Source organism: Lacticaseibacillus hulanensis, from assembly GCF_004010095.1.
Classification (GTDB): Bacteria; Bacillota; Bacilli; order Lactobacillales; family Lactobacillaceae; genus Lacticaseibacillus; species Lacticaseibacillus hulanensis.
Genome location: NZ_RRYD01000007.1, coordinates 26,369 through 51,076, shown reverse-complemented (window position 1 = coordinate 51,076; position 24,708 = coordinate 26,369). Strand labels below are relative to the sequence as shown.

The window sequence follows — 24,708 nt, the reverse complement described above, 5'->3', positions numbered from 1 at the left end:
ACCCCAAGTCTGATTATCAACCAATCTGCTGATTGATATCGGTCACATTCCGCAAACTAATTTTTCAGTTTATGCCCTTTATCCGGGCGGACAGACAAATCAGCCTCGGGACGGATACGCCCGCCCACGCGCCGCCCGTATAATGAATGCAACAAGCTCGCAAAGCGACGGAGGAGAAAAAATGAATCAACAACAATACGTTTGCCCCAAGTGCGGCAACGAAAGTTTCTCTCAGGATCAGTTTCAGGCAACGGGCGGCGGCCTTTCCAAACTGATGGACGTGCAAAACAAGCGGTTCATCACCATCAGTTGCACCCGCTGCGGGTTCACCGAGCTGTACAAGGGTGAAACCGACACGGGCATGAACGTGCTCGACTTCCTGCTGGGCAGCTAAACAAAGACAACCAAAAACACACCAGAATTTGGCATTTTCGCCGCTTCTGGTGTGTTTTTTTGCATCGGATTTAGTTTAAGTTACGCCGCGTCATGCGCATCCCGCAGTAATAAATCACCGCCGTCAGTGCCATGCCCACGAACGTCGCACCCACCGTGCTGGCGATGAACTCAACGTGGCGCAGGCCAAAGTAGATGGCAACGCCAAGCGCCCAGCTGACAATCGCCACCAGGTTGAACCCGCCGCGGTACCAGTATTGCCCGTCAACGCGCGTCATGTCTTCAGCAACGTAACGCCGCTTAGACAGGATGAAGAAGTCCACGAGAAAGACCGCAATTTCGGGGCCAAGGAACATACCAATCATGTCGAGAAAGGCGGTAAAGGCCGACAGGAACGTCGCGAAAAACAGCGGCACAAACGACACAGCCGTCGCCACCACCGTTACCAGCCATAGTGCCGGCGTCAGCTTCAAGCGGTGGAACATGTTCGTCACCGCCGAACCCGCGGCCATCAGGTTGACCGCGTTGGCCGTCGTGCTCGTAATCACAATCACGAGCAGCGCCAAAATCCCGAGGCCGAGCTTGGTGGCAATCGTTGACGGGTCCGAGGCGTTCGGATCGTACGCGCCCGTGGTGATGGCTGCCGCAATCGTCGCCGTCAGCCCGATGAACGCAAACCAGAAGAGGCCCAGGTTCGCGCCCAGAAACGACCAGGTCGTCGCCGCGGTCTTGGTTTTACCGAAGCGGGAAAAATCCGCCGCCGCGGTGACCCATGCCAGGTTAAACGCCGCCAGCACATCAACCGCCGCCCCCGAGGACATCTTGAAGTGCGCGGCCGGCCGCCACGCCATAATTGCGCTGAGAGAGGCGTGCTGGAAGACCACAACCGACTCCCAGACCACCAGCAGCATGACCAGCACGATGCCGACGCGCTCAATCATGCGCACGGACCGCTCGCCGAGGGAAATCGAGGCCATGTGGAGTAGCGACATAATTAAGATACCGACGATGAGCCCGCGATTGCCGCCGGGGGTGCCGTACGCTGGCCACCCAAGCAGGTCTTTGAAGATAACCGAAATCGAAATGGCCGCGATGAACGTGTTCGCCGCCGCCCAGCCGATGAACTGCACCACGTTGATGATGGACGGGATGAACGATCCGCGCAGCCCAAACGCCGGCCGCGTCAGCGCCATGGCCGGCAGTCCGGTCCGATACCCCATGTAACTGGCCAGCCCGAGCAGCACGTACGACACAATCCCGGTGAGAATCAGGGCAGAACTGGCCGTGAGCATCCCCGCCGCCGCGATGACTCCGCCAATGTACCACGTGCCGTTGTTCGCATTCGCGCCGACCCAGGTCGCAAACAGGTCCCAATTCCCCATCGACCGCGCCGCTGAACTAATTGGTGTCACGTTGCCTAATTTTTTCGCCAAATGTGGTCCCCCGTTCTGTGGCAAGCAGCCAACCTGCCCGCCGAAATATTGCACATTGTAAGAAATTCTACCACGTGCTCGGGTGTCCCACTATCGGCCTCAACTATTTTGTTCCACGCCCCAGATGTCGCGTCCTGTGTTCCACAACGCCCCGGCTGCGGTAAAACAGCCAGATCAGGCCGTTAACGATTACGATAAGCACAAACATCAAGCTCATGAAGACTAACCAAGTACCAACGATTAACATATGCCCGCCCCCATACGCATCATTTCCGCCAACACCTTAATGTTATGTGCCGAATGTATTCGTTTGGTTGCGACATTGTAACGGCCCGCAACATATTTGGTAAAAGTTGGTAAACGGCGGCCACTGCAAATTCCGGCCGCGCAGATGGGTGCACGCCCGCGGCATTTCACGCGTGGAACTTTACAACCAAAAAGCGGGTCCCCCGCGCAACTAAATGTGCGCAGGCGACCCGCTTTGACTGATTTATCTAACTAACTGCTGTGGTGCGTTCAATTATTCTTTGTCATCCTTGCTGGTGTACGTCAGGCGAATTAGCGCCGACATGATAACTGGCAAGATGATGACCAGGATAACCAGACCGATGATAACCCCCATGGCAACCTGAATCAGCGTCAGGACACCAGATGGCATCAGTGCGGCAAACGTCCCGCTCAGGATAATTGCGGCCGAGATAACGACCGCCCCGATAATCGCACTGGCGGAAACAATCCGTTCACGCGGATCACCGCCATTTTGCCCGAATTCTCGGTACTTCATCATGAGGAAGATACTGTAGTCAACCCCAAGGGCAATCAGCATAACGAACGTGAAGAATGGGGTGTTCCAAGTCAACTGACTCTGACCAAGAACGAAGCCACTAATCCAGCGCGTCAGGCTGAGGCTCGTGATGTACGCGAGCAGCAGCGTACCCATGATGTAGAACGGCTGCAGAATTGACCGGGTGACAAACATGAGTGCCAGCAAAATGCCGATAATCATGATTGCCGCCGTCCGGACAAAGTCGTAGCTGGCAATCTTCTGCGTGTCGCTCGTGCTTGCGGTCTGACCACCGATTGCGACCTTCGCACCGGAAAGGCTGGTGCCCTTCAGTTCGTTCTTCACAACCTTTTGCATCTGGTCAACTTCGCCCATCGCCTTAGCGGAGCTTGGGTCGGCCTTCAGCACGATGGTCATGTTCGTAGTCTTGTGGTCCGCGGACATGTACTGCTTCAGCGCCTGCTTGTAGGTCTTACCCTTCAGTACTGACTTAGGCACGTAGTAATTGTTTGCGACGCTCGACTTCTTCAGCCCAGTTAGGTAGCTGTCAGCACTCTTGACCCCATCGTTAATGGTGTCCGTGCCCTTTGCCGCCGTCTTGAGGCCACTTTGGAGCGTCTTCATCTGACCGACGAGCCCGTTAAGCGTGGTGTACATGGTCTGCTGACCAGAAAGTTCCTTGCTCAAACCGGTCGTCAGTGCTGGTTCCTTGCTTGCCAGCGTGTTCAGGCCATTAGTAATCTGGTCGGAACCATCGCTAAGCTTGGTTGAGCCACTTGCGGCGGAGTTAACGCCGGTCGTGTACGCCTGCACACCGGAAACGAGCTGCTGCAGGGAATTCGTCAGCGTTGAGTTGCCAATCGTGTTTTGAATTGTCTGCTGGTTCGTGAGGTCAACCCCCGAACCGTTGACGCCGGCGTTGAGCTGGGTGGCGATGTTTGCCGCCTGACCCGTTGCGCCCTGCAACTTCTGCAGACCGGCGTTCAGTTCGGCCATCTGACTTGGCAAACCGCTAAGCTGCTTGAGGTCTGACTTCAGGCCATCAGTTGAGGCGAGCATCTTGTCTGCCGAATCCACCATCTTCTGCGTGGATGCGAGCTGACTCTTCAGCTTGGCCACTTCGCTGGCACTAGGCATGGATGACGCCAAGGTGCTCAGCTGGCTCAGGGACTTCGTGTCAATCTTATCGAGCGCGGTCAGGGCCGGGCTCAGGTCTTGGGTCATCTTCATCGTCTTGGCAACGTTCGTGTTAGCGTAAGTTGCGATGCGAGTTGCGTCACTTTTGACCTGTGGATCGTCCGTTTCATTCTTAATCTTGTAAGCCACGGTTGCAATCCGCAGATCATTTTCGGTGTCGCCCTTGATGGTGTCCGTCAGCGTGGTCTTGAGCGTGCCGACCGAGCCAGCCATGGCGGCTAGACTCTTCAAGTTCTGCTCGTTGGCGCTGGCAGCATCAAGCATGTCCAGCATCTTGCTTGCGGAGGCCATCATGCTCTTAGCCTCGGCGAGCTGGGACTTCATGTTCTCCAGCTGGGCCAAAGTACTGCTGAGCTGCTTCTGCTGGCCCGCAAGTCCGCTTAGCTTCTGCTGGCTTTGGGCAACTGCGCCCGCAAGCTGCTGCGTCCCAGAATTGATTTGCTGATTGTACGCGGTCAGGCCTGCAATCGCTAGCGGCATCTGTGCGCTTTGCGTTTGCAGCTGGCTGACCCCGGCGTCGAGCTGTCCGGACTTGCCGGAAAGTGTGTGCAGACCGGAATTGAGCGTCCCAATCCCACTTTCCAGCACACTGGCACCACTTGCGAGCTTTTCGGTCCCGGCGTTGATTTGTTCACTGCCGGTCTTCAGCTGGTTGGTGCCGGCAATCATGGTCTTCACGCCATCGAGGCCGCTTTGCATGTCACTGCCGGCGAGCTTGCTGGTTGCTTCGTTCAGCCCCTTGTTAATCTTGGCCAAACCGGCACCAGCTGCGCCCATCCCGGTCGTCACGGTGCCAAGCTGGTCCTTCACGTACAGCGCCTTAATCTTGGTCCCACCAGGTTGCGTGACGGAAGCGACGGTCTTCACGCCGTCTTCCTTCTGCAACTTCTTCGTGACACGGTCGATGACATCAAGGTATTTTTCCTTGTTCAGCGGCTTGTCGCTCTGGATGTAGAGGGTCGCGGGTTCCGCGGTCCCCTTGGAGAAGTGATCCTGCACGACGCGGAACCCAACCTTAGCGGGCAACGTGTCGCTCAGTTCAGCCGTCGTGTCGTAGTTGAGCTGGTTGTTGTAGGTGAAAATAAACGGTAAGGTGCACAAGAGCACAATTCCCAGTGAAATCAGGGGGTGGAGCACACTGCTGCTGGACAATTTGTGCCAAAGTTTGCTAGATGTTCCGCCCTCAAACTTCTGCACTGGCCAGAACATTTTCCGGCCCAGCACCGCCATGAAGAATGGGTTCAGGGTGAGTAGCACTAGCAGCAATACCGCAACCCCAACCGCAACCCCTAAAGCGGAGCGGTAAATTGAGAATTTCGCCAATCCCAAAGCGGAAAAACCAATCAGCAGGGAGCTACCGGAGTAGAGAATTGTCTTCCCGGCGATGCGCCGCGCCTTGCTTGTGGCCTCAAGCGGCGGCAGTCCCGCCGACAGTTCCGCTTTGTATTGATCGTACAGGAGGATGTTGTAGTCCGTCCCAATCCCGAACAGCACGACCACCATGAAGACCTGCGTGAAGTCAGACAGCGGGAAGCCGATGAGCTTGACCAGGTTCATCACGATGGACATGGACGTAATCACGGACACCCCAACGGTCGCGAGGGATATCAGCGGCACAACTGGTGACTTGAACACCAGAATGAGGACGATGAAAATAAAAATGGCCGCAATAACTTCGGTCTTCTTAATCCCCTCGGCGGTCGCCTGGCTGAAGTCATCGGTTAAGATGTCCCCGCCAGTGACGTACGTCTTCACGCCGCTAGTCTTCGCCAGTTTCTCGATGTCAGCCGCGGTTTGCCGCGCCGTCTTCGTCTTCGAAACCTGCAGTTGAACTAGTTGCGTGGTTTTGTCTTTGGAGATTAACTGCTTTTTGGTCTCCGCGTTATCGTTCGGAGCCAAAACATCCTTAATCTTGTACTTGTCCGAATTGTTGCGCAGGCGCTTCACGGTCTTTGCAATCGCGTGTTTCTGCGTACCAGTCAGGGCATCGTCGCCATTGTTAAAGACGACGACAACCTGCCGGACGTTCCCCAGGCCGCGACCCCAATCTTTTTGAATGACTGTCGCCACCTGGCTTTGCGCTGTATCGGGAATTTTAGTTTGCCCGTAATCCCGAATCAGCTGCGTCGTGTTCGGCATGACGACCACCGCAATAATGATTGCGAGTAGCCAACCGATGAGCGCACCGATGTGGTTCTTGACTAGTTTCTGCATATATAAAAACGCCTTTCTTCTTCATCTTCGCTGGCCGTACGCGTAATTTATCCGGCCAAAAACGCGTACCTACGCGAATCTAACAATAGCAATTGTACTTATGCAGGTAACTGACGTAAATCAATTTTGCGGAAGTGGCGGCATATGTGACAAATTGTCGCAGGTGATTTCTGAAAAAATAAAAACGGGTGCCACCCACAATCGGGTGCACCCGCCTTACTGTATTCGGTTAAATTAATTGGCGCTCCAAACCTGGCCGCGCTGCGCACTAAGCGGCCGACCCGGGGCCCTACGCCGTGGCTGTTTGCAGCGACAGCTCAATCATTTGGTTCAGGGTTGTCTGCCGCTCCTTGGCCGACAGGTGCTCATCACGCACAAGGTGGTCGGAAACGGTCATGATGCCGAGCGCCTGCCGCCGGTATTTGGCCGCCAGCAGGTACAACGCCGGCACCTCCATTTCCGTTGCGAGAACGCCGTAATCGGCGAGCTTGCCGCGGTCGAGGTTGTCGTTATAAAACTGGTCCTCACCCAGCACGTTGCCGACGTGGAAGTTCAGGTCGCTCTTGGCCGCAATTTGGGCAGCCATCCGCAACAGGTCAAAGTCCCCGGTCGGCGCAAAGCTCACCCCGGGGCCGAACGTGTTTAAAATCATGCTGCTGTCGGTCGTGGCCGCCTGGGCGAGCACAATGTCGCGCAGATTCACCTCGGGGGCGAGCCCGCCACAAGTCCCCGTCCGCAGCAGCCGCATCACGCCGTAGTCCCGCATGAGTTCGGTCGCGTAGATGGCAATCGACGGCATGCCCATCCCCGTTGCCTGCACCGAAACTTTTTGGCCGCGATAAATGCCGGTGAACCCGTACGCCGCGCGCACCTCATTGTAGCGGACCACCTCCGTCAAGAAGTTCTCCGCCATGTACTGCGCGCGCAGTGGATCGCCCGGCAGCAGAACCGTTTCGGCGATGCTGCCGGCTGGTGCGTCAATGTGTGTACTCATATGCTTACCACCTTTCCGTTTGCCTGGTGCACTTGGTCATTGTTACTTGAGCTCGGTCAAAAACGACTTGCCGAACGGTCCGCCGGTTACGCCGAAGTTGGCGCAAATGGTGGCGCCCATGTCGGCAAACGGCGAGCGAATTCCCAGGTTGACCCCGCCGACAAGAGACTTGCTGAACGCGATGATTGGCACGTATTCGCGCGTGTGGTCCGTGCCCTTGTAGGTCGGGTCGTTCCCGTGGTCGGACGTAATCATGAGCAGGTCATCGTCGCGCAGCGCGTCCAGTAATTCCCCAAGCTGCCGGTCAAAGGTCGAAAGCGCCGCCGCGTAGCCTTCCGGATTGCGCCGGTGCCCGTACATGGCGTCGAAGTCGACCAGGTTGGCGAACACGAATCCGGTGCGGTCGGACTGGGCCACCTTGATGGTCTGGTTCATACCGTCCTCATTGCTGATGGTGTGGATGCCGTCATCGAGACCCTGGCCGGAGAAAATATCGTTGATTTTGCCAATCCCATACGTCGGCACGCCCGCCTGCTGCAGCCGGTCCAGATCAGTCGGTTTGTCCGGCATCAGTGCGTAGTCGTGGCGGTCGCTGGTGCGGGTGAAGTGGTCCTTGTCGATGTATGTGTACGGCCGGGCAATCACGCGGCCGATGCGGTACGGCGCGTCGCGGGTGATGCTGCGGGCGAATTCACAAATCTTGTAGAGCTCAGCCAGCGGAATCAAGTCGACGTTCGCCGCAATCTGCAGCACCGAATCTCCAGACGTGTACACAATCAGATCACCGGTGGCCAGCTGCTCATCCCCGTAATCGTGAATGACCTCCGTCCCCGAATACGGCTTGTTCACGATGCACTTGCGGCCGGAAAACGCCGTGATCTGGTCCAGCAACTCTTGCGGAAAACCATTGGGGAAAAAGCCCAGCGGTTCGGTCACTGGCAGGCCCATCATTTCCCAATGGCCGTCCATTGAATCCTTACCCGCCGAGATTTCGTACATCTTGCCGTACGCGGCGCGCGGATTTTCGACCGGCTTGAGGTACGGCATCTCGCGGTCCGCCCGAATGTTGCCCAGGCCCAGACTGAGCATGTTGGGCAACTGCCAATCCGGCCCCATGTGTTCGCTGATGTGGCCGTACGTGTCGGCCCCGGCATCCCCGAACTTGGCGGCGTCCGGTGCCGCACCAATTCCGACCGAGTCGGTCACCACCGCGATGATGCGGTTAAACGTCTTTTCTGTCATCTAAACTCCCCCGTTTGCTTATAATTCGAAATTATGTTGAACTAATCCGTGCGTGTTTGCGTAATTGATTGCACGTTGCAACTACCAGTATACGTAGTTGCCAAATTCACGTTACTTCTGGGTTTCGGCCTCGCTGATGATTTGCACACCCGCGCTGGCGCCCAGCCGGTCGGCCCCAGCATCGATGAGCGCCTTGGCCTCGGCGTAAGAGTGAATCCCGCCGGCCGCCTTGACCTGCAGGCGGTCACCCACGGTCTTGTGCATAAGGGCAACGTCGTGCACGGTCGCACCGCCGCCCGCAAACCCAGTGCTGGTCTTAACGAAATCCGCAACCGCTGCTTCACTAAGTTCACACGCGGTGACCTTCTCCGCGTCCGTCAGCAGCACGCACTCGATGATGACCTTCAGCACTGCGCCCTTGTCGTGGCAGGCTGCCGCAACCGCTGCAATGTCTGCTTGCACGGCCTTGTTGTCGCCGGACTTTAACGCGCCAATGTTAATGACCATGTCGCATTCCTTGGCTCCAGCATCAATGGCCGCCTTTGCTTCCGCCACCTTAATCGCCGTTGTGTTCGCGCCGAGCGGGAACCCGATGACGGTGCAGACATTCACATCCGTACCTGCAAGGGCGTCCTTGGCCCGCGGAACCCAATACGGATTCACGCACACGGAGGCGAAGTCGTATTCGCGGGCCTCGTCAAGCAACTTGTCAATTTCTGCAGCCGTTGCATCGGGCTTAAGCAGCGTGTGGTCGATATATTTCGCTAGTGGTTTGGTCATGATGGAGCCTCCCGTTTCAAAAATTTGTAACCGTTATCATTATACCATGACAAATAGGGTGCGCGACACGACCAAAAAGTGGTCACACCGTGCACCCTAGCCTGGTTAAACTTGCATCCCTAATTCTGCCAAATACCCGCGGGCCGCCTCCGCCTCACGCCCGTAGCCAACCAGTTTCATCTGGTCCAGGTAACGATCCACTTCTTCTGGCTTCGGTGCATTGATGGTCCAAGCGCAAACCTTTGCGGCCAGAAACAGGTTGATGGACCACATGTTCAGCCAGGCCGCACCGCTGCGCTTCCTAACTGATGGCATGTCATCCAGCATTGCCTGAGCCAGCTTAACGTCGTGTTCCCGCGCAATGCTGAGCGCCACGCTGAGATCGGCGGCGGTGGGGTTGCTGACGTGAATCCGCTCGTCGCGGGTTAACCCGTAGACTGACCGCCACATCTTATACGATTCGGCGGCCGGCAGCCACATCGCCCCGTCGCTAAACAGGGAAATGTAATCCCCGTTCCAGCCAGGCATTTGCTCCAGCGCACGCCGCACCTCCGCGCGAATGTCATCCGGCATCGGATCATCGATGCCCGTGTAGGCGTACTGCAATAGCTCGAGTTTCTGCACCTGCCGCACCGGTTCCGCCAAGTCCGTGCTGTCTTGGTAATACTGATCCACGAGTGCCTGGGCCGTCTCGCCAGTCAGCGTCCCGGCGTAGTATTCCTGGGTGATTTTTTCCCGGTAATGGGCAAACAGGTTCACGTGAAAATTGTAGTTGGTGTTAATCAGGTCAACCCAGCCACTGAGGAGAAAGTCCTTTAACACATCCATGTGCGCCAGCCTCAGCTGGGTTTGACCATTTTCAAACCGGTTCTGGGCGGACGCCGACCACGCCAAGTTAACCTGGTTCTGGGCCAAATGCCGCCGTTCGCGTAACATGGCCATTTTGATGCCGCTAAACGGCTGATTATCAGTTTCTGGTTTAACCGTCAGCTTTTCGCGAACGTCCTGCAGACTGTGGTGCGTCGCCGGCGCGGGCTGCTGCGCCATTTGCCAGATCGACTTCAGGTACGGCACCTCTTTTTTGCCACCCACAGCCGCAACCGCCTGAAGCAGCGCCGTAATTGGCGGGTAGTCTGCCGGCATGCCCGCCGCGTGCCACTGGCCAATCAGCTTGAGCAATATGGCGATGGTCTTCTTGGCGCCGAACGCCTCGAGCTTTTCGTCGTCTTCCATCTGCGCAAGAATCTCGGGCAGGTGTGCAGTAAACGTCGCCCACTCACCGAACTTAATTGCGCCAATCAAAAGGGAGAGGCGCACCATGAGCCGCTCGTTGAGGTACTCGCCACTTGCATCGAACTCCGGCAGCCGCGCCCAGCACTGCTGGCGGAACTCGGTGCTACTAAACAGCGACGCATGAATAATCATCCCCACCTCGGCCGTGTGCCAATAACGCGGGTACGCCAAAAAGTCGCTCAACGCGTATTCCTGGGTGATGTCCAGCCGCAGCGTGCTCGTAATCGGTTCGCGTGCGCAGGCAAAGAGGACCGCCATCACGTCTTTCAGTGGCGTCACCGGATCATCAACGTGGGCCTTCCGGTACGCCGTAATTCGGTCATTGATTTTTTCGAAGTCACTCGACCACATCAGCCCGTTGAACACGGGAAACGCGTACGGATTGTTTTCGTCCAGGTTCACGAAGTCGTTGACCATCATGCCGAGCCGGTGCATTAATTTGAGGGTTGTGTCCGTGCTGAATTTACTGTTGCCCCGCTCAAACCGCGACAGTTGCCCGGCAGACACAACGTCACCCGCCGCTTTACGCAGCGAGATGCCAAAGCTGGCCCGGTATTGATGAAAATAATCGCCAAGTGCAAGCTGTCGGCTGTCTATATCCATGTGTTTGTCCTCTGCTGAATGCGAAATCCGCAATTTAATTTGTGGGTAACTTAAATAGAAACAATTCCAGACACGCAGCGCCAGAACTGATTGATTTGCCCCACCATTCCTGTCCGTAGCCGTTAACAGCGCAAGCAAATACCGCTGTTGCCCGGTTAAACCCCAATCGTTTTGCGCAGCCGATTTAGACTGGCGTTGATGTACGGCGCCTGATCAATACCGAACAACGCCTGCAACTCTGCCTGGCACTTGGCAAAGGCGATGTCTGTTGGTGACTGGCCGTTTGCGGGCGCAATCCGCCGCTTGGCATCTTCATCAAAGTGCTTAATGTATGCCGCCTTAAGGATATAGGAAATAATGACGCCCATCTTGACGTACGAGGCGCCAAGTCGCGTTGGCAGTTCAGCTTTTAATTGCAGCAAAGCATCTTCAACGGGTTTTTCCAGTGGTATCTTGAGCTTGAGCGCAGCCGGTTTGATGTCCGCTTCCGGAACGTCCGCTGGTTCATAGTCCCGAATCTTGTCCCAGGCATCCATTGGCACCCACTTGGCATCCTTATATGCTAGTGCAATCGCGCCCGCTTTGGTGATTGAAATTCCCCGTTCTTCTTGATACACATCCATCATCGCCTGCAACAATTGGGCGGTGGCATAAGAGATACGCGCGTTAAAAAAGTCCATGATAGCCTCCTGTTTTCGCTATCATTTTAGCATACAAGGGGGAATTATTTCACCAGCTGGGGCTTTCCTGACGCAACACTACCAACTGTCCGCTCAATTACACATGCGTGCCGGGCTGCTCAGTCCGGCGCCCTCATTGCCTGGGTGAACGCTGATGCCCCGCACCTACCGAACATCCAAGTTGTTGGGCTGATAACGTTCCTCGAACTTCTGCCAATCTGCACACCGCTCTGCAAATGGAGCCTCAGCGTTACCTTGTGGGTCAAACTCGATGGCTAGCGTCCCGCGATTAATATTGCGGCATACGCCAAAACCCGCAATCGAATCAAAGATACTTGGGTTGCCGTAAAAGTCGACGTTCAACGTGCCGCTATAACGGATTTGGCAAATGCTGCGAAACTTGGCCAAGTCGGCTTGGGTCAAATCCGCGATGGCAGTGTGTCCATCCGTCACGTCCACCTTGACGATCACAAACCGGCCGACAATCGCCTGCCACGCTTGTCACTCACCAGCATGATTTTGCACACGCAGCTCGAAGACTGGATCAAAACTGTGGCAGAACATTCTGTTGTCAGCCATCAACGCAAACACGTGAATGTTCAAGCGCCGCCGACTGAACGACCTTGGCTCAGCAACGACAAAGGGATAAAACGTAACGTCCTCTTCTTCGACATCTAGGGCGGTCGCAAGCGTTGCTGACACATTGTCGCCAATCAGCGTCAGGGGCATCAGGTATGGCACGGTAACCTGTTCCTGGTTGGCCAAGTGTGTAATTGTCTGAATCATGTCATCGCTGTGTTCAAGTTCATCGCGATATGCCTCGTTGCCTTGACCGGCTTGCTGAAAATAATTGAATAGCATTGCGTGCTTAATAATTGACATTAGACAGTCTCCTTTATATTGTGCGTTACAGAGCGACAGCGTGTCAGAATTCAGTTAGGCCAGTTCTTAACGAAATAGCGTTCAAGTCCCCCCCCAATTCGCTTCCATGCATCACGCGGCTGATCCGTGTAGTGGTCAACGCGTTGATTGGAAAAGTAGCACTCACCGGGCCATTCCCGTATCAACTTGCTAATCATCTTGAGGCCAGCTTCAACACTGACCGTGCTTAACTGGTTCCTCAGGCTGACACGCAACTCAGTTTGTTCATCCCCGGCCGGCCCGCTTGGTGATGTATTTTTCCCCGCCGCCGTTTTCGCCGCTGCGACCAGCACAAACGCAGCGAGTTCCCCAACTCGATTCCCGTTTACTTTGACCACGACGATTGCCCGGCCCTTTCCTAACTTTTCGGCGAGAAATGATTGCGTCTGGTCATCCGCCAAGGCCTGATTCGTGTCGTTAACTTCATCCATCATGATGCCTTCAAACCGGTCAACGTCGGCAAATCGGCGCTGCTGCCGGAACTTCTCAATCTGTGGCATGTACCGCTGGCCGATGATGTCGATATCGTCTTTGCTCAACTTCGGTGCAACTAGCTCCATTCGCGAATAATGTTTCATTGAGACCTCCTGATTGGTTGACCTGGTGACTTGACGACTACTATAATACACCTTTACGGGGGAAATAAAACACTTTTGTATGATATTTTTCGGCTTAATGCGATTGCTGCCTGACTGAGCTTCATCCATAATAAGACCCTGAGCCCCATAATATCAGGATTATAGGCAATTACCGCCTTTCTACTCAATTTCGCCACTTTATATTATTTGGGGGACGAATTGGGGAATTTGGTCTTCGATCGTGAGCCATTGCTCAATAATATAGATTGTCGAACAGTGAATACCCAATCTGCGCACGCGCAGCAGTTCAATTAATGACTAAGTCGGGGGCAGATAGATTGATGCCGCCCGCACCTAGTAGTGCTACCTAACCGCCACTGAACAAAAAATCACCCCGCTCACAAATAAATGTGAGTGGGGTGATTTGTAATTGCGGTTATCCTTCCGCATCTTTGCGTGCCTCGTCGATTAGCCATACAGGCACAGAGTACAGATCATTGTCGGAGTACCCAATAAACGATCCGCGCATCATTGCTGCCACAAGCTTAACAATCAGCCATTCGCAGGCTTCTTGATCTAAGCCACGCACTGTCTCAGGTTCACAAAAACTTTCTGGCACGATTGCCTGATATTGATTGGCGGTACTTGCCACATATGTTACTCTGTCCCGCCATTGCGCTTTGATTTGTTCTTCAATCTGGGCAATGCTGATGGGCGTGTTGTTGATTGTACTGGCGGACACGTTTACCGCGTTCGGGGTCAACAGGCCGGCGAAAAATTCCCGCTGTTCATCCCTAACGTGACCGTACAACAGACGCTGACCGCGACTAATTTTGTCATAGTCCACTAATGGGTAATGACACACCTTGTAGTCCCTGGATTCTGCCTCAAAGCTAGTAATCTCACAAACCCGTTCAAAGACCGATTGATCAAATTTGGGGTCATCCAGAAACTTATCTTGCTCCCCGCGCACCAAGATTTTACGCCCGGGTAGCTGGCTCAAAATTTTCTGCGTCGCTTCACCATCGGCTGTTGAAAAATCGCCTAGGATATAGACCTCATCCTCAGGTCGCACAACTTCGCGCCAATTTTCAATCTTGGCCGCATCTTCCTCCTCATGCCACCCCGGTGAGCCAAAAAGCAAATCAGCAATGGCATATATCATCGTGACTCCCCCTTATCTTCAAACGCTTCAATCATCGTCCACGTATCTGCATCAAACACCGCAACGTTCCCCACGCACCAAGCAGGACAGCCGTGCAGCCCTGCATTCTGCATTAATGAAGAAGCGTACGTACTCGTCCTCGTACTTAACGGTCAAAGCCGCCGTGCGGTCCCGTGTCGTCGTTAACATCTTATTGTTTACCTTTTTACAGGCATCTAGCTAACCATCAAAACAACTGAAGGCATCGCCCGACCATCCGCTCGCCTCCCGTTTGTGGTTCAAAGAATACACCACGTTGAGCGGTGGCGCAACCTTCCTCCCGTACATTTTGTGTTCATTTCTTTAAAACTGGTATTATATACTTATCAGTGCGTAAATAACGAGGCTTTTACGCCGCAAATAACCACAGTGCTTTGACCTGGCCCAAACCGCAAGTTAAAATGAAGCCAAAATCCACGGGGAGCACAATTATGGAGATACATACCGAAACGCGCAACGAGAAATTCCGCCGGTTGGCCGAAAAACGCATGAGCCAACTGTATCTGGACATGAATAAGCTGGCCAACCTAGCCTACAATTCACGCTACGAAGCCACCCTTGCCGATATTCAGGAACTATTCCGGAAATATCACAAGCAAGGGCTGGCAATTCGCGCCTATTTCGATTCGCCAATGACGCTATGGAACGAGCTCCCAACTAGCTTTGCGTTTGAAAACACCGAGCCCGCAACCGACGACAAAAAACACGCCTTGTTCCGCGAACTTGCCACCAAGCGTATGGAAGCCGTCTTTTTGGATGCCCGGCTGATTGTTAATCTCAGCAACAAGAGCAATTACACCTACTCACCGCAGGAAGTTGACCTGCTGCTGGATGGGTACGAGGCTAAGGGGACGGAGATCTTTAATCGGTTTATTCCGCTGAAGGAGAAGTTCAAGTTTGATGCATAATTCGTGGTGTTCAATAAGATAGCATTAGTTCTGAATGCCGGCTCTTTGCTGTAGTCATATGCAAACAGGCTTATCATTTTGCTGAGACAAAACAAAAACAGCTATAGATTTCATACCATACCGCAAAAAAAGCCGGCATGCCGCTCTTCACGTTACAGCGAAGTCTGTCATGCTGGCATATTTGTGATTATTGCCGTTCAATTGTTGTGACGATTAGATGCTTGCAGTCACCCAATCTAAATCAGCCTAAACTATCTTGACGGACACATCAGGGAGTTTAGCGCCATTATGGTTTTCAATCAACCAAAGATTCAGATGCTTGCTGCTTGTTTTTTTATAAGCTTTATCAAAATATGATTTACAGTCGTTGATATACCACGTTTCATCATCATTTTTCTTAGTCACTCCACAGACAAGCATATATGCAAAAACACCCACGAAAAGGTGCCATTTTTGATTTGATGGCCCACCAGGATTTTTATCAGGATTAAGAATGTTGAGATTATCCACTTGCTTGAAATCATTCAAAAAGTTCAGCTCGGACAAATCATGAATTATTTTACCTGGAAGGCTGTCCTCATCGGTGTTTGGATGTAGTTTGCCCCAAATCTGAATCCCGTTTTTAGGAAGCTTATTCTCTTCCCATGCCTTAAGACACTGGTATAGACACTGGTTGTCCTTATCACCATTAAACTCGCCGCTAACAAATTCATCATAAAGTGTTACGTAACCACTCGTCTGTTTTGTTGGTTTTTTGTACGTGTAGTACCCATCTGACAATGCGTGCTCGTTTTTGTCTGCAAAGAAATCGAAAAATTGTCGATTTGTTGATAGTGTCTTTTCACTTGTCATATGTTCATTCTCCTAATTAGCTACTATTGTTGATTATTTAATCTTTGTAGCAACGTAAATATCGTTATTTGTTGGAACGTTAGACGACTTATCCTGAAATACCATTCACTACATTTCACAGTAGAACCATAACCAATTCCACTTAGCCTCTCTTATGTGTCCATCTCATGCCCAAGTAAATCCCAAACACCAGCACCACCACCAGCGAGCCAATAAAGCTGACCCACATGATTGGTGACCGGCTGTCCAGGTAGTCCACCGTCTGCAAAATCGCAGAGATAATGGAAACTAACCCGAAAACGGTAATCACCATACTGATGGCGTTGTCCCGCGCCGCATCGCTGCGATCTTGCTCCTCCGTCAACATGCTGACCTTGTCTTTGACTTCCGCGATGGTTTCATCGACACCCGTCAAATCAAGTAATTCACGGTAGATTTCGCAGACATTATTCCAGCGCGAAATCTGGGACGGTGCCAGGGTTTCATAGGCAATTAAGTTCAATGCTTCTTGTTTGAGCCGGCTAACACTGGCTGGTCTGCGCGCGTCGGCTTTCATGTAACGCGCGTGGATTTTTTCGTTGATGCTCATGCTTTCGTATTTTTGATACATCACCAGCATTAGCAGCAACAAGTCATCGTTCGCGCGCACTGGAAGCGATGGGCCATCCTTCTTCTTTGCGTAAACGTAGGACAATTCCTGCGACGTGATTGCACATCCCCAGCCGTAACGCTTATCGTCAACATCCTTAGCTCCAGTCACATACCTGACGTCGTGTTCAGATGAATCGCTGAATGGTAGCCGCAAGTCCACCATGCGATGCAGATTGTAGGTGGGTTGCTCCAACTCCTCAGGCGAATTGAATCGCGCCCTTGAAAAAGCGACGTTCATCCGGTAAGCATCCTTTGTAATCAAGTCGGACAAGTACACGTCACTTGAAGTCTCAGCGTCTTGAGGGCCGCCCGCACTGTTTTCGTTATTTCCACTTAGATAATCATCGGTGAACCACTCCAACTTCGGCGCGATGTGGTCAAGGATTTTGTCCTGAACCTGCTCAATGAAACTCCTGCGCAGCTTTGCCCCTTCTTCCACCGTGTACCCTGGCTGGAAAAAATCGTAAACTTCACGCGCGTCCACATTCGCATACTCGAGGTAAGCGGTGAGGAAGGCAATCCCGTTGTTGAAGATAAAGACCTGAAAATCGGTAAAATGGAACGCAACTGGTTGCTCCGCATTCTCTAACTTGATTACATCCTTGGGCAGGTCAAGCACCCACCGCCGCACAAATCTGCCGTCTACCGCGCACTTGTGGTTCATCAGCTGGATAAAATCTGCTGATTGAAACTGTGGTTGCTTCTTTGCCAATGCGAGCGGCAAGCCGAAACTTTTTTCCGTAAAATCATTGGGATTCTTCTTCTCGTCGTACTTCAGCGGCAGGATCGTGAACATTCCCCGCTGGCTATTATCGGCAAAATATTGTGCTGACATAAACGTACCTTCTCCGCTATGCTGGGCCTTAATTATCGTCGAATGCCGTTATTACACGTTCACCGACTCGCAGCCTAACAGCAAACAATTCTCGAATCACCCAATACATCCGATCATCGTAATTCGAGCGCAAAAAAACGGTCGATTGCTTCCGGCGTATAAACGCTAGAATTTACGAAAATCAGGTTATTAATCAAGTGTTGCACATTCGCAATCCTAATTAGATAACACTTATTTCGAACAATCGGCCGATTATTTTCTTAAGTTGTTGGTGATTCTGGTTTAATTAAACCCCTGAAGGCATAACATTGTCAACGCTTTATTTGTTCAAATACAAAAAAGATGATGGATAACCACGCAGGGGCTAATAACAAGCAACTTCATTCCTGGTAAATCGCATTACCTCAGTTCCTCTTCTCCCTTGTCCCCCACTTCGCCATACCTACCCGTCACGCCATCGTAGTGCAGGACGGGCACCACCCCGCTTTGCTTGACGGTGCCGTCGATGAAGATGTGGCTGGCACCATCCCAGTAGATGTGGCCAAGGTAAGCAGTATCATGTGCGACCTCCGCGCTACCGACGTGCCCGGCGATAATCATCTTGCCGAACTTACCGGTGGTCGCCGGGTACTTCCAGTAAAAGGTTTCGCGGTCCGTGCCCCCGCGCCAGTAATCGCCCATGCTCTCGTCAACACCGGCGTGCACGAAAATCTGCGTCGCAGTCTCGTAAAACAGCTGGCCGCGCTGGTTGTCTAGCCAGCGAATTAGCTCCGGCTGTGCGCCAATAATCGCCGCCTGAATGAGCTCCACAATCCGCCACGGCTGCGTCCGCAAATCTGCCACCAGCTGACGCCACTCCGCCTCATCCAAGAAGCTCTGCGTCGTAATCAGCTTCTGGTCGTGCGCCAGCCAGTCGCGGTCACCCGATGCCAGCAGGTCCAGGAACATGACGTCGTGGTTGCCAATCAGGAAGTGCACCTTTTCCGGATACTCCGCGCACAACGCCTTAACGCGTGTCAGCACCTGGCAGCTTTGCGGCCCACCATCAATCAGATCACCCATAATTAGGAGCATCACGTCGCTTTGCGTTAGCGGCACCTTGGCCAGCGCCGCATCGAACGCGTCTAAATACCCGTGAATATCACTCATTGCGTATATCTGTTGCGCCATGGACCCAGATCCTTTCACCTTGAAAAATGCGCTCCGCTGCCACCCACACAGCGGCGCGCCCGTCAACTTTGCCTTCATTATAGGAAAACAATCGCTAAACAGCCAGTAACTTGGCAAAAGCGCCGAGACTAAACGGAAAAGTGCCGCTGCTGCGAATTTGGGACAGGACATATTTTTTGGAATGAAAATCACCTGCAAATCCACCAAAGAGTGACTTTCACCCGGAATCACGGACCGTTTTCACTGCTTTTCTGCGCATATTTTCAAAATATTACCTGTCCCAAATTCGCACTCGCGCCACTTTTCCGTTTTGTCTCGGCCCAATTAGCCGACACCGACAAAAAAAGCACGTAAAAACCCGCGGCGGGTCACCCTCACCCACCGCGGGTCAATGCGTGATTCAGCGATTACTCTTTGCTTGGCTTCAACGCGACGTACAGCATGTAGAAGGACACCGCCACCACCACGACGCTCACCGCCGCATTCGCGTAGTAGCCAAAGTTCAACTCTGAGTACCAGAGAAAATGGCTAAGCGGAAGCAGCGTGAGGATGGACAGGTAGGCGTTCACCCCCGCGTCGCGGAACCGGCGGACCGTCAGGCTAAAGTTACCAAACTCGTACGCGATGTAAATCACCTCGAACAGAATCGCCAGGATGCTCCCCGACGTCAGCGTGGCAAACAGCTGATCATGTTCAATGTTGGTGTGCGTCAGATTCTCGACGAACCCCAAAGCGAGAACAAAGAAGACATCCCAAATTATCATCCACCAGTACTCACTGCGACTGCTGCGACCGGTGAAGTTGCCAAACTTGTGCAAATAAGAACCGAGCGCGCCAAACAACCCAACATGTTGTGCGTTCATTATTATGACCTCCAAATCGTTATTTAACACCCTCATTATCCGGCGCCAGCACCAACTACGCTTGCGACTTAAGTCCCATTTATCCGCCATCTGGACAACAAAAAACCGATCACCCCGAGGCGGTCGGTTCATTAACGTGTGTGCTTATTTGTTGTCTTGCTTCAGCAGTGCTTCACCAATCTTGTAGTTACGTTCGTGTTCGTATTCTGGCACGAGCATGCCACCCGTGGCCCAGACGATGTGGGTCGCGTTTTGCATGTTGAAGTGCTCGCTCAGGTACTTCTGACTTTCGGCCATTGCCGCAAAGCCCGCGGTGGCGGATGGTTCGAGCTTGATGTCCTCGGTGTCCATCATCTCAGCGGTGTATTCCATCACCCGATCATCGTTGAAGGTCGCAATCCCCATGAGCAGCGTCTTCATCACGCGGCCGGCAAGCCGGGATGGCCGACCAACGGCGAGACCGTCAGCTTCGGTCAGCCCGTCAAGGCCGATGTCGTAAACGGAGATACCTTCGTTCATGCCGGTCGCCATCCCCAGCACAACGGATGGCACGTGGGTTGGTTCCGCGAAGATGGCGTGGACGTTGGCGCCCAGAATTTGCTTCAGGCCGAACGTCGTGCCACCAGGAGAGCCGCCGACACCGGCTGGTAGGTAAACAAACAGTGGGTGATCCTCATCAACCGGAATGTTTTGGTCCCGCAGCTGCTTTTGCAGGCGGATGGCCGCAACGCCGTAACCTAAAAAGAGGTCCTTGCTGCCTTCATCATCAATGAAGAAAACGGATGGGTCCTTGGCTGCTAGTTCCCGGCCGGTGGTGATGGCCTTGGTGAAGCTGCCATCGTATTCGACCACGTTCACACCAACTGAGCGCAACGTGTCCTTCTTCCACTGCTTTGCGTCCATGGACATGTGCACGGTGGTGTTGAATCCGAGCTTGGCGGCGACAATCCCGATGGACAGACCCAAGTTCCCGGTCGAACCCACGGCAATCCCGTACTGGCTGAACAAGTGCTTGAATTCAGGTTCGTTCAGCTTGGCGTAGTTGTCGCCGTAAACCAACATCTTGTGGTCAATAGCTACCTGTTCGGCAATCTTGAGCACTTCGTAAATGCCACCGCGGGACTTAATGGACCCACTAATTGGCAGTTCGTTGTCGGCCTTGAGGTACAAGTCGCCGGGCAAATCGTAACCTTCGCGCTTCGTCACGTCCGCCTGCATTGCCGTCAGCCGGCGCAGTGGGGATTCCAGAATCCCGTTCATTGCGGCCGTTTCGGGGAACGCAACCGCCATGTATGGTGCGAACCGTTCGAAGCGCGCGGAGGCGTCAAACAAATCGGCGCGACTCAGTTCCAAGTCGGCATCCTTACCGTAATCAGGGTTAATCCACAGTGTTTCCTTTTCCGCGGCTAAATCCTTAACCACTGGATATTTTGCAGCTAATTCTGCAACATCCATCATGCTTCCTCCTTGATTTGTGTCCCCACGCCCGGGCAGAGGCGCTGTCCTAAAAAAAACAAGCGACGGTCGCGAATGCGCGGCCACCACTTGTCTGGCGGGGAACTCTAGTATTGCTAATCGAGACGTGCGCCCGAGCAGTTTTTGCAGTGCTGCGGTGCATCCCTCAATTAATCCTCGTTTATAATAAAACAAATCATGCGGGGACGCTACCTTTTTTGGCACTAAAACTTACATCCATCTCCGAAAATTAACCGTCTTACCCATTAACCTTAATTTGTACGAAAAAACACGCGCAAAGCCAGCTGTCGGCCTTGCGCGTGTTCCTTAGAATGAGACGGCCTGCAATTGCCGATCAAAGCGCCGCACGTTCTCGTGGAAGCCCGCCAGCACGAGCCGGTAATACGGCTGGAAGAAAATCCAGGCAAGACCGAGCGTGCAAATCACCAGCAAATACCACCAGAACATGGACAGGTAAGTGATTAACAAATCAAACTTGAACCCGCGCATCATGCGCCACGAATCACCCAGCACCTTCAGCAGCTTCTGGTTATCATCGGCCTCAATCGCCTCTTTAATCAGGTACGGCACCTGCGACCAGCCAAGGCTGATGTACACCGGCAGCAGCACCCCCAAGATTGCGGCGACAATCCCCGCGAAGATGGACAGCGAGAGCATGTCGTGGAACGCCGCGACGGCAATAACGCCCAGGATGACCGCAGTAATGCCCGCCACCGTCATCAAGATGCCCTCGAGCGTGTTCACAATCATGTACGTGAGCACGTACCGCCAACTCAGGTGCTGTACCACCGCGGCGCCGACTTCCAGCTTGAAGTTGTGTTTGCGGACCACCATGAGTGACACGTACAGCAGGATTTGGCCAAAAATTCCGCTGACCATCCCCGACAGCAAGGTCCAGCCCAGCCCGTCGTTGAACTCCTGGCTCAGATTGAACACCTGGTCCAGGTGGTGCAGGCTAATGCCCTTGGTCACCCCGGCGACAAACGACATGGCAACGAAGATTACCTCAACGACAATCGGGAGCAGGCCAAGCAGCACAAGACGCCAGTAGATCTTCGGCTCGCGCAGGCGTGCGTGCGCGATGTGCTTGAGCTCACCGCGCGTTTTGAGCGTATCGTCGAAGTCGCCGACGCTCTGCCGCTTTTTCTTGTGCATTATCCTGCCCTCCTTTTGTCTTTGATCAATTCAGCTTTACAGTGCACCGTCATCGCCGCGCAGCTTTTGGTCGCGATTGTAACGCACCCGCACCTGCTCGTAGAATGCCGCTTCCGTGAAGGTCATGTACGGGCCAACCCAGAAGTACGCGAGGCCGGCCGTGATAAGCACGAGCATGAGCCAGCCGATGAAGCTCAGCTCCAGCACGAAGAAGTCAAACTTGTGACCGCGCATCATCCGGTACGATTCCGCCAGCACGGCAAACAAGTCGCGCTTGTCCCCGTGCTCCCGCGCGTCGTACAGCACAAAGTAAGCCTGACTCAGGCCGTAACTCAGCAGGATACCAGGGATAATCAGCAGCGCGTAACCAAGCGAGGTCGCAACGTAGACCAAAATATCAACCCCCAGCACCGACCAGAAGTAGCGGCTGTTGAAACAACGAAAGGCCACACTGCTCAGCGTGATTTTGTGGTCGCGATTGCGCACCAAATCCAGCGCGCTAAACGACATCCCGGTCACAAAGAAGATTTCAATCAGGTTAGTGAGGACCGCCTGGCGCGATGAATCCACGACCTCGCTCCGGTAATAATCCATTAGCTGGGTGGGGTCCATCGAGGAAAAATCAATGCCGGCCGCCGGAGCAAGGTAAGTCGAAAAGCCGATAAAGGCCAGAACGGCAAACGGAATCAGGCTGACGAGGGCAAACTTCGACCACACCCCTTTTTTGTGCAGCCGGTCCTTAGCCACGGCCTTCAGTTCCGGGCGACTCATGTAATAGAAGTCTTCGTTGTTCATTCATTTCCTCCAATATAATTGCGCCGATGTTGTTATCTATACATAGTAGTTAACCACATTTTAACTATTAATTCATTACCTGAGAGCGCTCAGTCGACGTCGTATTCCGCGTCGCCGCGATTCTTGATGTGCAAACCGCGGTTCTTACTGATGCTGGCAATAATCCGGTTGACGCGGTGCAGCGATAATATCTGCTTGGGCAGCAGCTTCACCGGCGATTCGCCCGTTGTCGCCGAGCCGTCGCGCACGACGTAGTGATAATTGGCCTGACCACCATACAGGAAGGTGTCGGCGGCCACCGCGTATTCAACGACGAATAGTTCGTCTTCCATCATTGAAATCTCGGGATCAAAGTGTAAATTGCGCTGTTTGATGATATCCGTCCGGAAGATTTTGTTCCATAGATAACCCCGAATCTGCCCGACCGGACTGCGCACCCCGTCCAAAAACTGCTGGCGCGTCAGTTCGCGGCGCTGCAGCAGGCGCTCCGTGGGGTCTTTCGGCTCGTTTTTTTCCAGAATGAACGGATTAACCACCAAATCGTAATTGCCCATCTCCATCATCGTGACGAAACGGTGAATGTAATCCGGTTCGACCCAATCGTCGCCGTCAACGAACACGGTGTACTTGCCCCGCGTGATGGCGAGCGCCGAGTTGCGCGCGGCCGACACCCCCTGATTGTGCGCGTGCGTAATCACGCGTACCCGACTATCAACTTCGGCAAACATCCGCAGAATTAACGCTGAGTCGTCGCTGGACGCATCGTTGACGGTAATAATCTGTAAATTCTGGTACGTTTGATCAATCAGGCTGGTCAGGCACCGGGTCAAATACTCCGCTGTGTTGTAAACCGGCACAATTACGGTCACAAGTGGTTGCATCTTCTCACCTCTGGCCTAATTCTACCATATAAGTGGCGCCCCGCTTCTCCGCCCATGGTCTGAATAAGTTCGCGCGGCAATGACACGCTGCACGGCGAATCTAGGGGTGGGCTACCCGAATCGACATGAAAAACGGCCAATTTTGGCTCCCAATTCCGCAATTCGTGTTACAAAATCAGCAATAAAATGACATTTTTCAAAAAATACCATCACCGCTTCCTGAAAAAGTCACAAATCATTCCCCAAAATTTAGGCATTTTTGCCCAAAAAGTGGTGCATCTGGGCAAAAATTAACCAGATTTACGGTCTCATACCCACCGTAAACGGTTACTTCCGTCATTTTCTGTAACAAGGTTGTCATGATTACATGAAAGTTACAAGATGACGGAAAACAATTTTTTTGTAAAGTGGCTGGTATTGTTCCGACACACCGAACGCATATACTTCATGGTGTTGAAGCAAGAAGTTTAGCTTATACAAATTTAGGAGTGAATAATTATCTCATTATCAAACTTTAAGCGCCTAGTTGCAGTTGCCTTCACGGTTATCACCGGAACAATTGCTTTTCAGGCCAACACACCAGCACACGCGATTGACGATTCAAATGACACTAACCACCACGTTCAGGCACCTAAGACTGACGACAGCCTTACGGACACAGCCAAGAAGAACAACATTCGCCTGACCAAGACGGTAGCCGAGAGTGGTTCCACGCTTGAAAAGAAGCAGGAAATCAAGATCACCCCAGGCACCAACAACATCCACGAAGCAGCAACCCTGCTCAAGCAGGAAGCTGAAGCAAAGGC

At 53.2% G+C, this 24,708-nt stretch carries 21 protein-coding genes; 2 read left to right on the top strand and 19 right to left on the bottom strand.

Annotation, left to right across the window (positions count from 1 at the left end):
• The first annotated feature begins 181 nt into the window (after window positions 1-181).
• The gene (locus EKN00_RS02800) at window positions 182-394 is read left to right on the top strand and encodes a zinc ribbon domain-containing protein (RefSeq protein ID WP_127848629.1); all 213 of its coding nucleotides are present in this window, start codon (window positions 182-184) and stop codon (window positions 392-394) included.
• 70 nt (window positions 395-464) lie between these two features.
• On the opposite strand, the gene EKN00_RS02795 is transcribed toward EKN00_RS02800, so the two are convergent.
• From EKN00_RS02795 to EKN00_RS02745, 11 genes are all read right to left on the bottom strand, one after another.
• Window positions 465-1,826, bottom strand: coding sequence for a cytosine permease (locus EKN00_RS02795; RefSeq protein WP_127848628.1), 1,362 nt, complete (start codon window positions 1,824-1,826; stop codon window positions 465-467).
• A gap of 520 nt (window positions 1,827-2,346) precedes the next feature.
• Window positions 2,347-6,021 (bottom strand): MMPL family transporter, encoded by a 3,675-nt coding sequence (locus EKN00_RS02790; protein WP_127848627.1) that lies wholly within the window; start codon window positions 6,019-6,021, stop codon window positions 2,347-2,349.
• Between the two features lie 289 nt (window positions 6,022-6,310).
• The gene (deoD, locus tag EKN00_RS02785) at window positions 6,311-7,015 is read right to left on the bottom strand and encodes a purine-nucleoside phosphorylase (protein ID WP_127848626.1); all 705 of its coding nucleotides are present in this window, start codon (window positions 7,013-7,015) and stop codon (window positions 6,311-6,313) included.
• Between the two features lie 42 nt (window positions 7,016-7,057).
• Window positions 7,058-8,257, bottom strand: coding sequence for a phosphopentomutase (locus tag EKN00_RS02780; RefSeq protein WP_127848625.1), 1,200 nt, complete (start codon window positions 8,255-8,257; stop codon window positions 7,058-7,060).
• Window positions 8,258-8,368: 111 nt separating this feature from the next.
• Entirely contained in the window at window positions 8,369-9,037 is a 669-nt protein-coding gene (deoC, locus tag EKN00_RS02775) for a deoxyribose-phosphate aldolase (protein WP_127848624.1), read from the bottom strand.
• 105 nt (window positions 9,038-9,142) lie between these two features.
• Entirely contained in the window at window positions 9,143-10,933 is a 1,791-nt protein-coding gene (locus tag EKN00_RS02770; protein WP_127848623.1) for a helix-turn-helix domain-containing protein, read from the bottom strand.
• A 155-nt stretch (window positions 10,934-11,088) separates the two neighbouring features.
• Complete coding sequence (locus tag EKN00_RS02765; RefSeq protein WP_127848622.1) at window positions 11,089-11,613, bottom strand: hypothetical protein; 525 nt, start codon at window positions 11,611-11,613, stop codon at window positions 11,089-11,091.
• Between the two features lie 165 nt (window positions 11,614-11,778).
• Window positions 11,779-12,066: a hypothetical protein gene (locus tag EKN00_RS02760; RefSeq protein WP_127848621.1), complete on the bottom strand. Its 288-nt coding sequence runs from the start codon at window positions 12,064-12,066 to the stop codon at window positions 11,779-11,781.
• Window positions 12,067-12,114: 48 nt separating this feature from the next.
• Window positions 12,115-12,495 carry a hypothetical protein gene (locus EKN00_RS02755; RefSeq protein WP_127848620.1) on the bottom strand — a complete coding sequence of 127 codons (381 nt, stop codon included), beginning with the start codon at window positions 12,493-12,495 and terminating at the stop codon, window positions 12,115-12,117.
• Between the two features lie 50 nt (window positions 12,496-12,545).
• Complete coding sequence (locus tag EKN00_RS02750) at window positions 12,546-13,112, bottom strand: hypothetical protein (protein WP_127848619.1); 567 nt, start codon at window positions 13,110-13,112, stop codon at window positions 12,546-12,548.
• Window positions 13,113-13,548: 436 nt separating this feature from the next.
• Window positions 13,549-14,277, bottom strand: coding sequence for a hypothetical protein (locus tag EKN00_RS02745; RefSeq protein WP_127848618.1), 729 nt, complete (start codon window positions 14,275-14,277; stop codon window positions 13,549-13,551).
• 470 nt (window positions 14,278-14,747) lie between these two features.
• On the opposite strand from EKN00_RS02745, the gene EKN00_RS02740 reads away from it, so the two are divergent.
• Window positions 14,748-15,224 carry a hypothetical protein gene (locus EKN00_RS02740; RefSeq protein ID WP_127848617.1) on the top strand — a complete coding sequence of 159 codons (477 nt, stop codon included), beginning with the start codon at window positions 14,748-14,750 and terminating at the stop codon, window positions 15,222-15,224.
• Window positions 15,225-15,470: 246 nt separating this feature from the next.
• Here the strand turns inward: EKN00_RS02740 and EKN00_RS02735 are convergent, their stop codons facing one another.
• The 8 genes from EKN00_RS02735 to EKN00_RS02700 all read right to left on the bottom strand — a co-directional run bounded on the left by EKN00_RS02735 (window position 15,471) and on the right by EKN00_RS02700 (window position 23,902).
• Complete coding sequence (locus EKN00_RS02735; protein ID WP_127848616.1) at window positions 15,471-16,076, bottom strand: hypothetical protein; 606 nt, start codon at window positions 16,074-16,076, stop codon at window positions 15,471-15,473.
• Window positions 16,077-16,218: 142 nt separating this feature from the next.
• Window positions 16,219-17,562 (bottom strand): hypothetical protein, encoded by a 1,344-nt coding sequence (locus tag EKN00_RS02730; RefSeq protein WP_127848615.1) that lies wholly within the window; start codon window positions 17,560-17,562, stop codon window positions 16,219-16,221.
• 399 nt (window positions 17,563-17,961) lie between these two features.
• The gene (locus tag EKN00_RS02725) at window positions 17,962-18,732 is read right to left on the bottom strand and encodes a metallophosphoesterase (RefSeq protein ID WP_164847999.1); all 771 of its coding nucleotides are present in this window, start codon (window positions 18,730-18,732) and stop codon (window positions 17,962-17,964) included.
• Between the two features lie 407 nt (window positions 18,733-19,139).
• Window positions 19,140-19,595 (bottom strand): DUF805 domain-containing protein, encoded by a 456-nt coding sequence (locus EKN00_RS02720; RefSeq protein ID WP_164847998.1) that lies wholly within the window; start codon window positions 19,593-19,595, stop codon window positions 19,140-19,142.
• 144 nt (window positions 19,596-19,739) lie between these two features.
• Complete coding sequence (locus EKN00_RS02715) at window positions 19,740-21,050, bottom strand: D-serine ammonia-lyase (RefSeq protein WP_421825370.1); 1,311 nt, start codon at window positions 21,048-21,050, stop codon at window positions 19,740-19,742.
• Window positions 21,051-21,377: 327 nt separating this feature from the next.
• The gene (locus tag EKN00_RS02710) at window positions 21,378-22,226 is read right to left on the bottom strand and encodes a DUF975 family protein (RefSeq protein WP_127848611.1); all 849 of its coding nucleotides are present in this window, start codon (window positions 22,224-22,226) and stop codon (window positions 21,378-21,380) included.
• Between the two features lie 36 nt (window positions 22,227-22,262).
• Window positions 22,263-23,021, bottom strand: coding sequence for a DUF975 family protein (locus tag EKN00_RS02705; RefSeq protein ID WP_127848610.1), 759 nt, complete (start codon window positions 23,019-23,021; stop codon window positions 22,263-22,265).
• 89 nt (window positions 23,022-23,110) lie between these two features.
• Complete coding sequence (locus EKN00_RS02700; RefSeq protein ID WP_127848609.1) at window positions 23,111-23,902, bottom strand: glycosyltransferase family 2 protein; 792 nt, start codon at window positions 23,900-23,902, stop codon at window positions 23,111-23,113.
• Window positions 23,903-24,708: the final 806 nt, after the last annotated feature.

What these genes read in the sequence shown, in the direction of transcription:
- EKN00_RS02735 (WP_127848616.1), bottom strand. Translation starts at nt 16,076, where the DNA reads ATGACAAGTGAAAAGACACTATCAACAAATCGACAATTTTTCGATTTC.
- EKN00_RS02765 (WP_127848622.1), bottom strand. Translation starts at nt 11,613, where the DNA reads ATGGACTTTTTTAACGCGCGTATCTCTTATGCCACCGCCCAATTGTTG.
- EKN00_RS02745 (WP_127848618.1), bottom strand. Translation starts at nt 14,277, where the DNA reads ATGATATATGCCATTGCTGATTTGCTTTTTGGCTCACCGGGGTGGCAT.
- EKN00_RS02710 (WP_127848611.1), bottom strand. Translation starts at nt 22,226, where the DNA reads ATGCACAAGAAAAAGCGGCAGAGCGTCGGCGACTTCGACGATACGCTC.
- EKN00_RS02755 (WP_127848620.1), bottom strand. Translation starts at nt 12,495, where the DNA reads ATGTCAATTATTAAGCACGCAATGCTATTCAATTATTTTCAGCAAGCC.
- EKN00_RS02720 (WP_164847998.1), bottom strand. Translation starts at nt 19,595, where the DNA reads ATGAACGCACAACATGTTGGGTTGTTTGGCGCGCTCGGTTCTTATTTG.
- EKN00_RS02770 (WP_127848623.1), bottom strand. Translation starts at nt 10,933, where the DNA reads ATGGATATAGACAGCCGACAGCTTGCACTTGGCGATTATTTTCATCAA.
- EKN00_RS02750 (WP_127848619.1), bottom strand. Translation starts at nt 13,112, where the DNA reads ATGAAACATTATTCGCGAATGGAGCTAGTTGCACCGAAGTTGAGCAAA.
- EKN00_RS02730 (WP_127848615.1), bottom strand. Translation starts at nt 17,562, where the DNA reads ATGTCAGCACAATATTTTGCCGATAATAGCCAGCGGGGAATGTTCACG.
- EKN00_RS02790 (WP_127848627.1), bottom strand. Translation starts at nt 6,021, where the DNA reads ATGCAGAAACTAGTCAAGAACCACATCGGTGCGCTCATCGGTTGGCTA.
- EKN00_RS02715 (WP_421825370.1), bottom strand. Translation starts at nt 21,050, where the DNA reads ATGGATGTTGCAGAATTAGCTGCAAAATATCCAGTGGTTAAGGATTTA.
- EKN00_RS02780 (WP_127848625.1), bottom strand. Translation starts at nt 8,257, where the DNA reads ATGACAGAAAAGACGTTTAACCGCATCATCGCGGTGGTGACCGACTCG.
- EKN00_RS02800 (WP_127848629.1), top strand. Translation starts at nt 182, where the DNA reads ATGAATCAACAACAATACGTTTGCCCCAAGTGCGGCAACGAAAGTTTC.
- EKN00_RS02700 (WP_127848609.1), bottom strand. Translation starts at nt 23,902, where the DNA reads ATGCAACCACTTGTGACCGTAATTGTGCCGGTTTACAACACAGCGGAG.
- EKN00_RS02740 (WP_127848617.1), top strand. Translation starts at nt 14,748, where the DNA reads ATGGAGATACATACCGAAACGCGCAACGAGAAATTCCGCCGGTTGGCC.
- deoC (WP_127848624.1), bottom strand. Translation starts at nt 9,037, where the DNA reads ATGACCAAACCACTAGCGAAATATATCGACCACACGCTGCTTAAGCCC.
- EKN00_RS02705 (WP_127848610.1), bottom strand. Translation starts at nt 23,021, where the DNA reads ATGAACAACGAAGACTTCTATTACATGAGTCGCCCGGAACTGAAGGCC.
- deoD (WP_127848626.1), bottom strand. Translation starts at nt 7,015, where the DNA reads ATGAGTACACACATTGACGCACCAGCCGGCAGCATCGCCGAAACGGTT.
- EKN00_RS02725 (WP_164847999.1), bottom strand. Translation starts at nt 18,732, where the DNA reads ATGGCGCAACAGATATACGCAATGAGTGATATTCACGGGTATTTAGAC.